Genomic DNA, 13,972 nt, shown 5'->3' with positions numbered 1-13,972 from the left:
AAAAGAAGCGCCCAATTATAGGGCGCTTCCACTTTTAGTTGTATCCAGCTCCAGCGACCTGCGATTCTAAACGAGCCGCTTTCGCTTTTAGTTATTAACGATTTGTAAAGATTTTATCGATTAAACCGTATTCTAAAGCTTTTTCTGCTGTCATGAAGTTGTCGCGGTCTGTGTCGCGTTGTAGTACTTCAAGTGGTTGACCAGTGCGGTCAGCAAGAATTTGGTTTAGTTTTTCACGTAAGAATAGGATACGTTTTGCAGCGATTTCGATTTCAGTCGCTTGACCTTGTGCTCCGCCAAGTGGTTGGTGAATCATTACTTCACTGTTTGGAAGTGCATAACGTTTTCCTTTTTCACCTGCTGCAAGTAAGAATGCACCCATAGATGCTGCCATACCGATACAGATTGTTGATACTTGTGGTTTAATAAACTGCATTGTATCATAGATTGCCATACCTGCTGTGATAGAACCACCAGGGCTGTTGATGTAGATGTGAATATCTTTTTCTGGATCTTGAGATTCCAAGAATAAAAGCTGGGAAACGATTGAGTTAGCTACGTTGTCATCAATTGCACTACCAAGCATAATGATGCGGTCTTTTAATAGTCGAGAGTAAATATCGTAAGCGCGTTCTCCACGATTTGTTTGTTCAATTACTGTAGGAATTAAATTCATCTGTTATTTCCTCCTTATAAAGCTTTCTTAGTCTTATAATACAATTATGGTCAATAAAGGTCAAACGAAACCACTTTAAATCAAAAAAATATGTAGTTGTACCATGAAATATTCGCTATGTTTTCGAAATTCCCTGCTTATGTATCTTCAACATCATAACCGAATTACATAAATTTAAACGTTATGAAAACTGGAGAAAAAAGAAAAGAACGCCTTTTAACTGAAGCGTTCTTTCGATAATTAGTCTTTTAAAAGATAGGTTACTTTATTTAAAATCTTTTCGATTTGTTTCGCGTTTTTACTATACATTTCGCTTGCTGATTTCGACTTTGTTTCTAGGGAAAATAGTTCAAGATCAGCATGACATTTTTTTAAAGATGCTAATAATAAAGGTTTGTTTTGAGGAGAAGGCATTTGGAGTTTGTCATTGTAAATGTCGATAGTAAGTTGTCCGTATGAATCCACTTGACCGAGGAAGACATTTTCAATAACAACACCGAGTTTTTCTAATTCTGAATGTAGCCAAGCGCGGTTATGTCCGCTTGCTGAAAGAGGTTCATCTAGTACATTTCCATCCATAATAACAGTTTGTGGTTCTTTCTCGTTTGGTACTTTTAAACCGATATCTTTTGCTGTAAGTGGCTGGGAATCTTTCTTTAATAATACATTTAATTCTCCGCTCGGTTCTAAGACAGCAAATTCGACTTCAGCTACGCTGAACGCACTTTTTCCACGGAGAAGTTCCAGTAATTCGTCACTCGTATATTTTTCTTTCTTTAAGTTATCTTCGAGTATCTTTCCGTCTTTTATTAATACGGTAGATTTCCCTTCAAAGAAGTCCCGAGCTGTTTTGTTCTTTAAAGAGAGGATTCCTGTTAAAAAAGGTACCACAGCGAAAATGAGTATCGCAAAGACGCCGTGAAAAAATTTTGAATCGAGCCCTGTAGATACTTGGGCAGCGATGTCACCAATCGTCATTCCGGCTATGTATTCAAAAAAGGAAAGCTGAGAGATTTGTCTTTTCCCTAACCATTTCGTAATAGCGAATAAAATAATTAATATGAATACAGAGCGAAGAATGACAAGTGTCCATTCCGGCAGGTGAGACATAGTCGTTTCCTCCAGTCTACTTAAAACCCTTTATATTGAGGTTCTTCACGTTCTAATACTGAAATTCTATCCTTTAAATCAGCGATGACGCTGTCCATTTCTAACATACATTCATGAAATACGCGTTTTGATTCTTCGTCTTGTGAATTTAATGAAAGGGAGCTTAAACTTGCTTGAGCGCCCCTTACACTAGCAAGGCAAGTTTTTACGCTAGCGATAACAGTCATATAAACACCTCTTATCCTTTCGGTTTGAATAACAATGCTCCAATGAAGCCGAAAATAATAGCCGCTGATACACCGGCGCTCGTTACTTTAAACATGCCGGTAATAACGCCAACGATGCCATGTTTTGCAGCTTCTTCCATTGCGCCATGAACGAGGGCATTACCAAAGCTTGTAATAGGTACAGTTGCCCCGGCTCCAGCGAAATCAATTAATGGCTCATACAAATTAAATCCATCTAATATAGCTCCAGCAACAACGAGTGTTGCCATTGTATGAGCAGGTGTTAGTTTGCCGACATCAAACATAAGTTGGCCGATTACACATATGAGTCCGCCAATGACGAAAGCCCAGAAAAAAATCATTGCGTTGCACCTCCAAATTCAATCGAAACGGCGTGAGCGATACACGGAATCGTTTCTTCTTGTTGGAATGTAAGTGGAGATAGTAAAGCGCCTGTCGCAACGACAAGTATTTTTTTGAACTCTCCTCTTTTCATTCGGTTTAATAAATGACCGTACACGACTGTTGCAGAACATCCAGGTCCGCTAGCACCAGCTATGACAGGTTGTCCTTCTCTATAAATGATAATTCCGCAATCTTGAAATTGTTCGCTCGTTACTTTCGTTCCGTGTTTATGTAGTAAGTCATAAGCAATTTCGCGTCCTACATGTCCGAGATCGCCTGTTACGATTAAATCGTAGTAAGAGGCATCAATTTGACGTTCACGTAAATGGGCTTCAATTGTATCAACTGCAGCTGGAGCCATTGCGCCTCCCATATTAAACGGATCCGTTAATCCCATATCAACCACTCGGCCGATTGTTGCAGAGGTTACTCTTGGACCGTGTCCAGTATCGCTTAAAATAGCGGCTCCTGCTCCGGTTACTGTCCACTGTGCAGTAGGCGGCTTTTGTCCACCGTATTCGGTAGGGTAGCGGAACTGTTTTTCTACAGCTGTATTATGGCTTGAAGCTCCAGTTAATAAATATTTTGCACCTTTTGCATTTACGATACTTGCCCCAAGTGCTAAACCTTCCATAGAAGTAGAGCAAGCCCCGAATAATCCGAGATAAGGAGTCCCAAGTGTGCGGCAAGCAAAGCTTGTTGGAGTAATTTGATTAATTAAATCTCCTGCGAGTACGAATTGAATATCATCTTTACGAAGTTCTGCTTTTTCAGTAGCGCGACTACAAGCTTCTTCGAATAAAATCTTATGTGCTTTTTCATAGGAATCTTGTCCGAGCCATAAATCTTCATGAAGGATATCGAAGTCTTCTGGGATGTTCCCCTTTGCTTCAAATGGTCCACCGACAACCCCTGTTGAAATAATGACTGGTTTGTTTTCAAATACCCACGTTCGGTGTCCTTGTAACATTTATAGCCCTCCCCATTGAACGAGAATAGTTTTAATAAGTGCGATGACGAAAGCGGAAAATACACCAAATAAAATAACAGAACCAGCTAGTTTAAACATATTACCGCCGACACCGAGTACAAAACCTTCCGTTCGGTGTTCAATACACGCGGAGATAACAGAGTTACCAAATCCAGTGACAGGTACAGCTGTTCCAGCGCCTGCAAACTGACCGAGACGATCGTATACACCGAATCCGGTTAGCAACATTGAGATAAAAATAAGAGTTGCGACTGTTGGATTTCCTGCTGAGCGTTCGGTAAAATCGAAATACGTAATATAAAAAGTTGATATCAGTTGCCCGATTAGGCAGATAAAACCACCAACGAAAAAGGCCTTTAAACAATTTTTTAGAACAGGGCGTTTCGGTTCGCGTTCTTGCTCAAATTTTTTGTATTCCTGTTGTACAGGGGTTAAGTTTTTATCTTTACTTGACATTGCAATCCTTCCTTTTCTATTCGAAAGCGTTAAGTGTTAGATTCCATTTCTGATCCGATTAGCTTTAACTGTTTTTTGATCTCATCTTTCGATACTTCTTTTTTCTTAATTTTGTTTGCAAGCTTTTCGAGTAACATAAAGATTTTTTTATCTGTACTAACACGAACATCGAAAGTAGGATATTCATCACTTAGTTGCTTTTGAAGTTTCTTGCGCAAAGGTTTTAATCCAAACCTTTCATGATGCTCAGGTATAACCGCTATGTAGAGATCTAAATTTGAATTCACTGCTGCGCTTTTTATAATTTCATCCATAGCGAGGGCCTTTTTCTTAGCTCCTTGCGATATAGATTGATTAAAGGATTCTGTACTCATCTTTGTTAATTTTGGACCCTTTTCTTTTTCTGTTCGTTTTGTTTCTTCTTTCTTTACCTTTTTATCTAATGGGCTATGATCACAACCGGTAAAAGAACTAAATAGAAGTATAAATAACGCGGTTATAAGTCCAATCTTTCGCATAATCATCATTCCATTTCTATTGCAATATGTAATGTGATAGAAAAAGGATGACTGCATATCATCCTTTTTCTATTTCACAGCAAGACTGATTCGTTATTGCTGTGAGTATTGTGGTTCTTCTTGTTGGACTTCTTCAACACGTGGGTTTAAAGAATCGATAATCGTTTGTGTTTGCTGCGCAGCTGTTTGGAAAAGTTGCTTAGCTTGTTGGTTATCCGTATCAAGAGCGAATCCCTCTAAGCTAGCTTGTGCGCTTTTTAATCCAGAAACAGTCTGCTTTAATTTTGTAATTACAGTCATTGAATGAAGCCCCCTTTGGAATATCAATTCAAAGATTATAATTTGTGAGTTGGGGAGAATTTATGATTGGAAAATTTAGGGGTGGAATGGATTTTATATGCTTTTAGCTAAGATGCATAAGGTATTACGGGGATATTTTTATTGATTTAGATGGATTTTATTGCTATTATTATGAGAAGAAAATGAAGTGTTTTCTATAATCATGCGCCCATAGCTCAGTCGGATAGAGCGGTGGTTTCCGGTACCACGTCTGCCGGGGGTTCGAATCCCTCTGGGCGCGTCAAAAAGTCCTAACTTACGTTTTGTAGGTTAGGACTTTTTTTATTTACCTCTTGTTATATCTAGTAATAAGATTTACTATTAGTACTTGATAATAATTTTTAATTTTATTATTTTCTTTCAATATTATTCAAATTTCGGTTGTAAGTTGTAAATCTCATTAATACATATAAATTAATAATATTTTGGAATGGGTGTCTGCGTGAGGATTCTCCTTTTACCAAACTTATTGTACAATAGAAACAAGGGGGAGATTAGTTTGAAGGCAAGTCTTTTACAAGAACAAAGCTTACGTTTGGCAATGACACAAGAGTTAAGGCAAGCGATTACAATGCTCCAGTATAATGTACAAGAATTATCGGAGTTTTTGTATGAGCAATCGTTAGAGAATCCCCTTATTGAGTTAGGTGGTTTTGAGAGGGAGAAGAAAAAGAGCTCTAACAACAGTAAAAGTACCAGCAAACAAGTCGAGAATCAGATGGAGATCTACAGTGTGGATTCTACAACGATTCAGCAACATTTATTAAATCAAATACAGTATTATAAAATAGATGAAGAAGAGCGAAAAGTAGCTTCTTTCATTATTATGAACATGGATGGAAATGGATATTTACAAGAAACGAATGAAGAGTTAGCAGAGCTCCTTTCTGCACATATTCATGTAGTCGACCGTTCTGTAGAGCTTGTCCAATCACTGGAGCCAGCAGGGGTAGGGGCGCGTAATATTCAGGAATGTTTAACCTTACAATTGAAGCGCTTACAAAGACGTAATGGATTAGCAGAAGAGGTTGTAGAAGATCATTTCGCTTATTTTGTGAAGAAAGATTGGCGAAAGCTCGTTCAAGTGTTGAAGTGTAGTAATGAGGAATTGCAGAGTGCGGTAAATTGTATAACGTCATTACAACCAAAACCAGGTCTTGCGTTTTCTTCAGATAAACCACTTTACATTGTACCTGATATGGCGGTGAAAAAAGATGGCGATCGCCTCGTTTTACAAATGAATGAGAGAAATATGCCGAGAATTGAAATTCATTCTGAATATAGTGCGCTTCTTAATAATAGTGAAAGTGAAGTAGCATCTTACGTATCAGAAAAGTATCAGCATGTGCAGTGGATTATGCGCAGTTTGAAGCAGAGAAAACAGACATTGCTGCAAGTAATGACTATTATTATGGAAAAACAACGTGATTTCTTCTGGAAAGGTCCAGAGTATTTAAGACCTCTCGCTTTAAAAGAGGTAGCGGAAGAGTTAAGTGTGCATGAATCGACAATTAGTCGTGCGACGCGAAATAAATATGTGCAAACACCGCACGGTTTATTTGAGATGAAATCGTTCTTTAGCAATGCCGTTTCGACGACTGAAGATGAAGCAGTTTCTACAAAACGTGTAAAACAATTTATTCAAACGCTAATTGGGGCAGAGGATAAGAAAAAGCCACTTTCAGATCAAAAGATTTCAAAATTATTAGAAGAAGAGCATGAAATTGTTATTTCTCGAAGAACAGTGGCGAAGTATAGAGAACAAATGCATATCCCAGCTTCGTCATTACGAAAAACGATCGGATAGGTGAAGAAGATGAAAGTTGTACTGTATACTAAAAAAGATTGTGGCCTTTGCGTGAAGGCAAAACAAGTTTTACAGGAAGTACAATGTGAATATTCTTTTCAAATCGAGGAAATAGATATATATGAAGATAATGACCTTTTAGAAAAATATCACTTAATGATTCCGGTTGTAGAAATGGACGGAAAACAAGTAGAATATGGTAACATTCACAAAGGTGTCATAATAAACTATATAAAGAATGCAGTTAAGAGTTGAATAAGTTTCTATCTCCTGTTACAATAATACACGTAGCAGGGATTATTTTTTTAACCTATGTGGGACACAAAATGTCACTACGGGACGCAAAGTGACCACGAGGGAAAATGAACCGATGTAGTGAGGAGAAAAGATATGCGCTCATGGATTCAGAACACAAAAAAATTATTACCTGATCTGCTACCTGTTATGCAAACGAGAATGCAAATTCTTCAATACATTAGGCTCATGCAGCCGATTGGAAGAAGAAACTTATCAGCAAGTCTCGGTATGACAGAACGAGTATTGCGAAGTGAAGTTCAAGTTTTGAAAGAACAAAACTTAGTTCACGTCGCTTCTTCTGGAATGACTTTGACAGAAGAAGGAACAGCTTTAGTTCTTGCTTTGGAAGACTTTATGAAAGAAATTTCCGGGTTAAAGGTTTTAGAAAAGCAACTTAAGGAAACATTAGACTTGGATGAAGTTTTCGTTGTCCCTGGTGATAGTGATGAATCACCTTGGGTCAAACTGGAGATGGGCCGTGCTTGTGTGACTTGTATAAAAGACCGTCTGACAGCGAATAATATCGTTGCTGTGGCTGGAGGAACTACGCTAGCTGCTGCTGCGGACATGATGCAACTTGATTGCAAAGATTTACATATGCTGTTTGTCCCAGCACGTGGTGGAATTGGAGAAGGTGTTGAATTAGAAGCCAATACCATTTGTGCCAAGATGGCGCAAAATACGATGAGTAATTATCGCTTATTGTATGTTCCAGACCATGTTAGTAGCGAAGCATATGCGTCTATTGTGACAGAGCCTTCCGTGAAAGAAGTTCTTGAGTTGATTCGATCTTCCAATATCGTCATTCATGGAATAGGTGATGCGTTAACAATGGCACGTCGCAGAAGTACTTCAGAAGCAGATTGGTTAAAGATTCAGGCAAGCGAAGCAGTTGGCGAAGCTTTCGGTTACTACTTTAATGAAGAAGGAAATGTTGTTCATAAAGTAAGAACAGTTGGTATGCAACTAGAGGACTTACAAAATGTATCTCATGTTGTTGCAGTCGCTGGAGGTTCTTCAAAGGCAAAAGCAATACAGGCTGTAATTAAACAAGGGCACACTTCAATTCTAATTACAGATGAAGGTGCAGCAAAACAGTTAACAAAGGGTTTTACCCTTTAATATAATCCCCCAAGGAGGAAATTCAAATGACTAAAATTGGTATTAATGGATTTGGACGTATCGGACGTAACGTATTCCGCGCAGCTCTTAACAACTCTGAGGTAGAAGTAGTAGCAATCAACGACTTAACAGATGCTAAAACATTAGCTCACCTTTTAAAATATGACACAGTTCACGGAACTTTAAATGCAGAAGTATCTGCTAACGAAAGCAGCATCGTTGTTAACGGTAAAGAAATTAAAGTTATCGCTGAGCGTGACCCAGCTCAATTACCATGGAGCGACTACGGAGTAGAAGTAGTAGTAGAATCTACTGGCCGTTTCACTAAAAAATCAGATGCTGAGAAACACTTAGGTGGATCAGTTAAGAAAGTTATCATCTCAGCTCCAGCTTCTGACGAAGATATCACTGTAGTTATGGGTGTTAACCACGAACAATACGATGCAGCTAACCACAACGTAGTATCTAACGCTTCTTGTACTACAAACTGTCTAGCTCCATTCGCTAAAGTATTAAACGAAAAATTCGGCGTAAAACGCGGAATGATGACAACAATTCACTCTTACACTAACGACCAACAAATCTTAGACTTACCACACAAAGATTTACGTCGTGCTCGTGCAGCAGCTGAAAACATGATTCCAACATCTACTGGTGCAGCTAAAGCTGTAGCATTAGTATTACCAGAACTTAAAGGTAAATTAAACGGTGGCGCTGTACGTGTTCCAACTGCTAACGTTTCTCTAGTTGACTTAGTTGTTGAACTTGACAAAGAAGTAACAGTTGAAGAAGTAAATGCAGCATTCAAAGCAGCAGCTGAAGGCGAATTAAAAGGTATCCTTGGATACAGCGAAGAGCCATTAGTATCTATCGACTATAACGGATGTACAGCTTCTTCTACAATCGATGCATTATCTACAATGGTAATGGAAGGTAACATGGTTAAAGTACTTTCTTGGTACGATAACGAAACTGGTTACTCTAACCGCGTAGTAGACCTAGCAGCTTACATGACTTCAAAAGGTCTTTAATTCTTAATTATATAAGTTATCAATGACAAAACGAGGGAGAGGGTTTGTTCCCTCTCTCTCTTCTTTCGTTTTAAAAGCAAATGTGTTAAGCTTTTGAGTGGGTTTTGTCAATCCTAACTAGTAGTCGGAGGGAAATCCAATGAACAAAAAATCAATTCGTGACGTAGATTTAAAAGGTAAGCGTGTATTTTGCCGCGTTGATTTCAACGTACCTATGAAAGAAGGCAAAATTACAGATGAAACTCGTATCCGTGCAGCTCTTCCTACAATTCAATATTTAGTAGAGCAAGGTGCGAAAGTTATTTTAGCAAGTCACTTAGGCCGTCCAAAAGGTCAAGTAGTAGAAGAAATGCGTTTAACTCCAGTAGCAGCACGTTTAGGCGAGCTTCTTGGTAAAGACGTTAAAAAAGCGGACGAAGCATTCGGACCAGTTGCACAAGAAATGGTTGCAGCAATGAACGAAGGCGACGTATTAGTTCTTGAAAACGTACGTTTCTATGCGGGCGAAGAAAAGAACGATGCAGAACTTGCGAAAGAATTTGCAGCACTTGCTGACATCTTCGTAAACGATGCATTCGGTGCAGCTCACCGTGCTCACGCTTCTACAGCAGGTATCGCAGACTACCTACCAGCAGTATCTGGTCTATTAATGGAAAAAGAGTTAGATGTACTTGGTAAAGCACTTTCTAACCCAGAACGTCCATTTACAGCTATCATCGGTGGTGCGAAAGTAAAAGATAAAATCGGTGTAATTCGTCATCTATTAGACAAAGTAGATAACTTAATCATCGGTGGTGGACTTGCTTACACATTCGTTAAAGCTTTAGGTCATGAAATTGGTCTATCTCTATGTGAAGACGACAAGATCGAACTAGCTAAAGAATTTATGCAACTTGCAAAAGAAAAAGGCGTAAACTTCTACATGCCAGTTGATGTTGTAATCACTGAGGAATTCTCTGAAACTGCAACAACTAAAATCGTTGGTATCGACTCTATCCCTTCTAACTGGGAAGGCGTGGACATCGGTCCTAAAACACGTGAAATTTATGCAGATGTAATTAAAAATTCTAAGCTTGTTGTATGGAATGGACCAATGGGTGTATTCGAAATGACTCCATTCGCAGAAGGTACAAAAGCAGTAGGACAAGCATTAGCAGATGCAGAAGATACATACTCTGTTATCGGCGGTGGTGACTCTGCAGCAGCTGTTGAAAAATTCGGTATGGCTGATAAAATGAGCCACATTTCTACTGGCGGCGGTGCGTCATTAGAATTCATGGAAGGTAAAGAGCTTCCAGGTGTAGTTTGTCTTAACGACAAATAAGTAGCAGCCAAAGAAAAAGGACGGTGCAAAGCATGCGTAAACCAATTATCGCAGGTAACTGGAAAATGAATAAAACTCTATCTGAAGCAGTTAGCTTCGTAGAGGAAGTTAAAGGTCAAATCCCAGCAGCTTCAGCTGTTGATGCAGTAGTTTGCTCTCCAGCTCTATTCTTAGAGCGCCTTGTAGCAGCAACTGAAGGAACTGACTTACAAGTAGGTGCACAAAACATGCACTTCGAAAAAAATGGTGCATTCACTGGCGAAATTAGCCCAGTAGCACTTAGCGACTTAAAAGTTGGCTATGTAGTACTTGGCCACTCTGAGCGTCGTGAAATGTTTGCTGAAACAGATGAGTCAGTAAACAAAAAGACTATCGCAGCATTTGAACATGGTTTAACACCAATCGTATGTTGTGGTGAGACTTTAGAAGAGCGCGAAAGCGGAAAAACATTTGATCTAGTAGCAGGTCAAGTGACAAAAGCACTTGCAGGTTTAACAGAAGAGCAAGTTAAAGCAACTGTTATCGCTTATGAGCCAATCTGGGCTATCGGTACAGGTAAATCTTCTTCTTCTGCAGATGCAAACGAAGTATGTGCGCACATCCGTAAAGTTGTTGCAGAAGCTGTTTCTCCAGAAGCTGCAGAAGCTGTTCGTATCCAATACGGCGGTAGCGTAAAACCAGAAAACATTAAAGAGTATATGGCACAATCTGACATCGACGGCGCTTTAGTTGGCGGTGCTAGCTTAGAGCCTGCTTCGTTCTTAGGTCTTCTGGGGGCGGTAAAATGAGAAAGCCAACAGCTTTAATCATTCTTGACGGTTTCGGACTTCGTGAAGAAACTTACGGGAATGCTGTAGCACAAGCTAAGAAACCTAATTTTGATGGTTACTGGAACAAATTCCCTCACACAACGCTTACAGCTTGTGGCGAGGCAGTAGGTCTTCCAGAAGGTCAAATGGGTAACTCTGAGGTTGGTCACTTAAATATCGGTGCTGGCCGCGTAGTATATCAAAGCTTAACACGCGTTAACGTTGCAATTCGTGAAGGCGAGTTCGATAAGAACGAAACTTTTCAAAATGCAATTAAAAGCGTAAAAGAAAAAGGTACTGCACTTCATTTATTCGGTTTACTTTCTGACGGTGGTGTGCACAGTCACATGAACCATATGTTTGCTCTTCTTCGCTTAGCAGCAAAAGAAGGCGTGGAGAAAGTTTATATCCATGCATTCTTAGACGGCCGCGATGTTGGACCACAAACAGCAAAAGGTTATATCGATGCAACGAATGAAGTAATTAAAGAAACAGGAGTAGGACAATTCGCGACTATCTCTGGTCGTTATTACTCTATGGACCGTGACAAGCGTTGGGATCGCGTAGAAAAATGTTACAGTGCTATGGTGAATGGTGAAGGCCCTACTTATAAATCAGCAGAAGAGTGTGTAGAAGACTCTTATGCGAACGGTATCTATGATGAATTCGTATTGCCGTCTGTAATTGTTAACGAAGATAACACGCCAGTTGCAACAATCAATGATGATGATGCAGTTATCTTCTATAACTTCCGTCCAGACCGTGCAATTCAAATTGCTCGTGTATTTACAAACGAAGACTTCCGTGAGTTCGATCGTGGTGAAAAAGTACCTCACATTCCAGAATTCGTATGTATGACACACTTCAGTGAAACTGTAGATGGATACGTGGCATTCAAGCCAATGAACCTTGATAACACTTTAGGTGAAGTTGTTGCGCAAGCGGGATTAAAGCAACTTCGCATCGCGGAAACTGAAAAGTATCCGCACGTTACATTCTTCTTTAGCGGTGGTCGTGAGGCTGAATTCCCAGGAGAAGAACGTATCTTAATTAACTCACCAAAGGTTGCAACGTATGACTTGAAACCTGAAATGAGCATTTACGAAGTAACGGACGCTTTAGTAAATGAAATCGAAAATGATAAACATGATGTTATCATTCTTAACTTTGCGAACTGTGATATGGTTGGCCATTCTGGGATGATGGAACCAACAATTAAAGCAGTAGAAGCAACTGACGAATGTTTAGGAAAAGTTGTAGAAGCGATTCTTGCAAAAGATGGTGTAGCACTTATTACTGCTGACCATGGTAATGCTGATCAGGAGTTAACTGCTGATGGTGGTCCTATGACAGCTCATACAACTAACCCGGTTCCTTTCATCGTTACAAAAAATGATGTAGAGCTTCGTGAAGGTGGTATTTTAGGAGATATCGCTCCAACAATGCTTACACTTTTAAATGTGGAACAACCGAAAGAAATGACAGGTAAAACAATTATTAAATAATTTGCTTATATAAAAAGGAGAGAATTTATTATGCCAACAATTATTGATGTTTATGCTCGCGAAGTCCTTGACTCTCGTGGTAACCCAACTGTAGAAGTAGAAGTTTATACAGAAAGCGGCGCTTTCGGACGCGCTATCGTACCAAGTGGTGCATCTACTGGTGAACACGAAGCAGTAGAATTACGTGACGGTGACAAATCTCGTTACCTTGGTAAAGGTGTTATTAACGCAGTAAACAACGTTAACGAAATTATCGCTCCAGAAATCGAAGGTTTCGATGTAACTGACCAAGCTGGTATCGACCGTGCTATGATCGAATTAGATGGCACTCCAAACAAAGGTAAACTAGGCGCTAACGCTATCCTTGGTGTATCTATGGCAGTAGCTCACGCAGCAGCTGACTTCGTAGGTCTTCCATTATACCGTTACCTTGGTGGATTCAATGCAAAACAATTACCAACTCCAATGATGAACATCATCAACGGTGGTTCTCACGCTGATAACAACGTTGACTTCCAAGAGTTCATGATCTTACCAGTTGGTGCTCCAACATTCAAAGAATCAATCCGTATGGGTGCTGAAGTATTCCATGCACTTAAAGCTGTATTACATGACAAAGGTCTTAACACTGCAGTAGGTGACGAAGGTGGATTCGCTCCAAACCTTGGTTCTAACCGTGAAGCTTTAGAAGTAATCATCGAAGCTATCGAAAAAGCTGGTTACAAAGCTGGCGAGAACGTATTCTTAGGAATGGACGTTGCTTCTTCTGAGTTCTACAACAAAGAAACTGGTAAATATGACCTTGCAGGCGAAGGCCGTACTGGCTTAACTTCTGCAGAAATGGTTGATTTCTATGAAGAGCTTTGCAAAGACTTCCCAATTATCTCTATCGAAGATGGTTTAGACGAAAACGACTGGGATGGTCACAAATTATTAACTGAGCGTATCGGTGATAAAGTACAATTAGTTGGTGATGATTTATTCGTAACTAACACTCAAAAACTTGCTGAAGGTATCGAAAAAGGTATCTCTAACTCAATCTTAATTAAAGTTAACCAAATCGGTACTTTAACTGAGACTTTTGAAGCTATCGAAATGGCTAAACGTGCTGGTTACACAGCAGTTGTATCTCACCGTTCTGGTGAAACTGAAGATGCTACAATCGCTGACATCGCAGTTGCAACTAACGCTGGCCAAATCAAAACTGGTTCTATGAGCCGTACTGACCGTATTGCTAAGTACAACCAATTATTACGCATCGAAGACGAACTAGGCGAAATCGCTGTTTACGATGGTATCAAATCTTTCTATAACATCAAACGATAATTGTAGAAAATAAACGACAGACCGTGAGA

The 13,972-nt window shown here is 39.5% G+C and carries 16 protein-coding genes and 1 tRNA gene; 9 read left to right on the top strand and 8 right to left on the bottom strand.

What is annotated here, in order from left to right:
* Positions 1–94: 94 nt before the first annotated feature.
* The 8 genes from clpP to AC22L0_RS21720 all read right to left on the bottom strand — a co-directional run bounded on the left by clpP (position 95) and on the right by AC22L0_RS21720 (position 4,683).
* On the bottom strand, positions 95–676 hold the full coding sequence (clpP, locus tag AC22L0_RS21755; protein WP_001049162.1) for an ATP-dependent Clp endopeptidase proteolytic subunit ClpP: 582 nt from the start codon (positions 674–676) through the stop codon (positions 95–97).
* Between the two features lie 240 nt (positions 677–916).
* Positions 917–1,786 carry a DUF421 domain-containing protein gene (locus AC22L0_RS21750; protein ID WP_000018924.1) on the bottom strand — a complete coding sequence of 290 codons (870 nt, stop codon included), beginning with the start codon at positions 1,784–1,786 and terminating at the stop codon, positions 917–919.
* 20 nt (positions 1,787–1,806) lie between these two features.
* On the bottom strand, positions 1,807–2,013 hold the full coding sequence (locus tag AC22L0_RS21745) for a DUF1657 domain-containing protein (protein ID WP_000215909.1): 207 nt from the start codon (positions 2,011–2,013) through the stop codon (positions 1,807–1,809).
* Between the two features lie 11 nt (positions 2,014–2,024).
* Complete coding sequence (gene spoVAE / locus AC22L0_RS21740) at positions 2,025–2,375, bottom strand: stage V sporulation protein AE (RefSeq protein WP_000575919.1); 351 nt, start codon at positions 2,373–2,375, stop codon at positions 2,025–2,027.
* Positions 2,372–3,388 carry a stage V sporulation protein AD gene (spoVAD, locus tag AC22L0_RS21735; protein ID WP_000938972.1) on the bottom strand — a complete coding sequence of 339 codons (1,017 nt, stop codon included), beginning with the start codon at positions 3,386–3,388 and terminating at the stop codon, positions 2,372–2,374. The genes spoVAE and spoVAD overlap by 4 nt, the downstream gene beginning before the upstream one ends.
* Positions 3,389–3,865 (bottom strand): stage V sporulation protein AC, encoded by a 477-nt coding sequence (gene spoVAC / locus AC22L0_RS21730; protein ID WP_000095408.1) that lies wholly within the window; start codon positions 3,863–3,865, stop codon positions 3,389–3,391.
* 29 nt (positions 3,866–3,894) lie between these two features.
* The gene (locus tag AC22L0_RS21725; protein ID WP_001226064.1) at positions 3,895–4,383 is read right to left on the bottom strand and encodes a YhcN/YlaJ family sporulation lipoprotein; all 489 of its coding nucleotides are present in this window, start codon (positions 4,381–4,383) and stop codon (positions 3,895–3,897) included.
* Positions 4,384–4,476: 93 nt separating this feature from the next.
* Positions 4,477–4,683 (bottom strand): DUF1657 domain-containing protein, encoded by a 207-nt coding sequence (locus tag AC22L0_RS21720; RefSeq protein WP_000216166.1) that lies wholly within the window; start codon positions 4,681–4,683, stop codon positions 4,477–4,479.
* A gap of 204 nt (positions 4,684–4,887) precedes the next feature.
* Between AC22L0_RS21720 and AC22L0_RS21715 the strand changes: the two genes are divergently transcribed.
* The 9 genes from AC22L0_RS21715 (at position 4,888) to eno (ending at position 13,943) form a co-directional block, all read left to right on the top strand.
* Positions 4,888–4,963 (top strand) — tRNA-Arg (locus AC22L0_RS21715).
* 258 nt (positions 4,964–5,221) lie between these two features.
* Entirely contained in the window at positions 5,222–6,529 is a 1,308-nt protein-coding gene (gene rpoN, locus AC22L0_RS21710) for an RNA polymerase factor sigma-54 (protein ID WP_000647955.1), read from the top strand.
* 9 nt (positions 6,530–6,538) lie between these two features.
* Entirely contained in the window at positions 6,539–6,784 is a 246-nt protein-coding gene (locus tag AC22L0_RS21705) for a glutaredoxin family protein (protein ID WP_000869730.1), read from the top strand.
* A 135-nt stretch (positions 6,785–6,919) separates the two neighbouring features.
* Positions 6,920–7,948, top strand: coding sequence for a gapA transcriptional regulator CggR (gene cggR, locus AC22L0_RS21700; protein ID WP_001258185.1), 1,029 nt, complete (start codon positions 6,920–6,922; stop codon positions 7,946–7,948).
* A gap of 26 nt (positions 7,949–7,974) precedes the next feature.
* Positions 7,975–8,979, top strand: a complete 1,005-nt coding sequence (gap, locus tag AC22L0_RS21695) for a type I glyceraldehyde-3-phosphate dehydrogenase (RefSeq protein WP_087965233.1) — start codon at positions 7,975–7,977, stop codon at positions 8,977–8,979.
* A gap of 139 nt (positions 8,980–9,118) precedes the next feature.
* On the top strand, positions 9,119–10,303 hold the full coding sequence (locus AC22L0_RS21690; protein ID WP_001036350.1) for a phosphoglycerate kinase: 1,185 nt from the start codon (positions 9,119–9,121) through the stop codon (positions 10,301–10,303).
* Between the two features lie 32 nt (positions 10,304–10,335).
* Positions 10,336–11,091, top strand: coding sequence for a triose-phosphate isomerase (tpiA, locus tag AC22L0_RS21685; RefSeq protein WP_001231038.1), 756 nt, complete (start codon positions 10,336–10,338; stop codon positions 11,089–11,091).
* Positions 11,088–12,617 (top strand): 2,3-bisphosphoglycerate-independent phosphoglycerate mutase, encoded by a 1,530-nt coding sequence (gene gpmI, locus AC22L0_RS21680; protein ID WP_001231158.1) that lies wholly within the window; start codon positions 11,088–11,090, stop codon positions 12,615–12,617. The genes tpiA and gpmI overlap by 4 nt, the downstream gene beginning before the upstream one ends.
* Positions 12,618–12,647: 30 nt before the next feature.
* Positions 12,648–13,943, top strand: a complete 1,296-nt coding sequence (gene eno / locus AC22L0_RS21675; protein WP_001142111.1) for a phosphopyruvate hydratase — start codon at positions 12,648–12,650, stop codon at positions 13,941–13,943.
* Positions 13,944–13,972: the final 29 nt, after the last annotated feature.

Source organism: Bacillus sp. LQ01 (assembly GCF_057624735.1).
The sequence above is the reverse complement of the archived record's forward strand: the minus strand, read 5'-3'. Positions and strand labels throughout refer to the sequence as shown.

Excerpts from the sequence above, each read along its gene's own strand:
- clpP (WP_001049162.1), bottom strand. The coding sequence starts at position 676 with ATGAATTTAATTCCTACAGTAATTGAACAAACAAATCGTGGAGAACGC.
- AC22L0_RS21750 (WP_000018924.1), bottom strand. The coding sequence starts at position 1,786 with ATGTCTCACCTGCCGGAATGGACACTTGTCATTCTTCGCTCTGTATTC.
- AC22L0_RS21745 (WP_000215909.1), bottom strand. The coding sequence starts at position 2,013 with ATGACTGTTATCGCTAGCGTAAAAACTTGCCTTGCTAGTGTAAGGGGC.
- spoVAE (WP_000575919.1), bottom strand. The coding sequence starts at position 2,375 with ATGATTTTTTTCTGGGCTTTCGTCATTGGCGGACTCATATGTGTAATC.
- spoVAD (WP_000938972.1), bottom strand. The coding sequence starts at position 3,388 with ATGTTACAAGGACACCGAACGTGGGTATTTGAAAACAAACCAGTCATT.
- spoVAC (WP_000095408.1), bottom strand. The coding sequence starts at position 3,865 with ATGTCAAGTAAAGATAAAAACTTAACCCCTGTACAACAGGAATACAAA.
- AC22L0_RS21725 (WP_001226064.1), bottom strand. The coding sequence starts at position 4,383 with ATGCGAAAGATTGGACTTATAACCGCGTTATTTATACTTCTATTTAGT.
- AC22L0_RS21720 (WP_000216166.1), bottom strand. The coding sequence starts at position 4,683 with ATGACTGTAATTACAAAATTAAAGCAGACTGTTTCTGGATTAAAAAGC.
- AC22L0_RS21705 (WP_000869730.1), top strand. The coding sequence starts at position 6,539 with ATGAAAGTTGTACTGTATACTAAAAAAGATTGTGGCCTTTGCGTGAAG.
- cggR (WP_001258185.1), top strand. The coding sequence starts at position 6,920 with ATGCGCTCATGGATTCAGAACACAAAAAAATTATTACCTGATCTGCTA.
- gap (WP_087965233.1), top strand. The coding sequence starts at position 7,975 with ATGACTAAAATTGGTATTAATGGATTTGGACGTATCGGACGTAACGTA.
- AC22L0_RS21690 (WP_001036350.1), top strand. The coding sequence starts at position 9,119 with ATGAACAAAAAATCAATTCGTGACGTAGATTTAAAAGGTAAGCGTGTA.
- tpiA (WP_001231038.1), top strand. The coding sequence starts at position 10,336 with ATGCGTAAACCAATTATCGCAGGTAACTGGAAAATGAATAAAACTCTA.
- gpmI (WP_001231158.1), top strand. The coding sequence starts at position 11,088 with ATGAGAAAGCCAACAGCTTTAATCATTCTTGACGGTTTCGGACTTCGT.
- eno (WP_001142111.1), top strand. The coding sequence starts at position 12,648 with ATGCCAACAATTATTGATGTTTATGCTCGCGAAGTCCTTGACTCTCGT.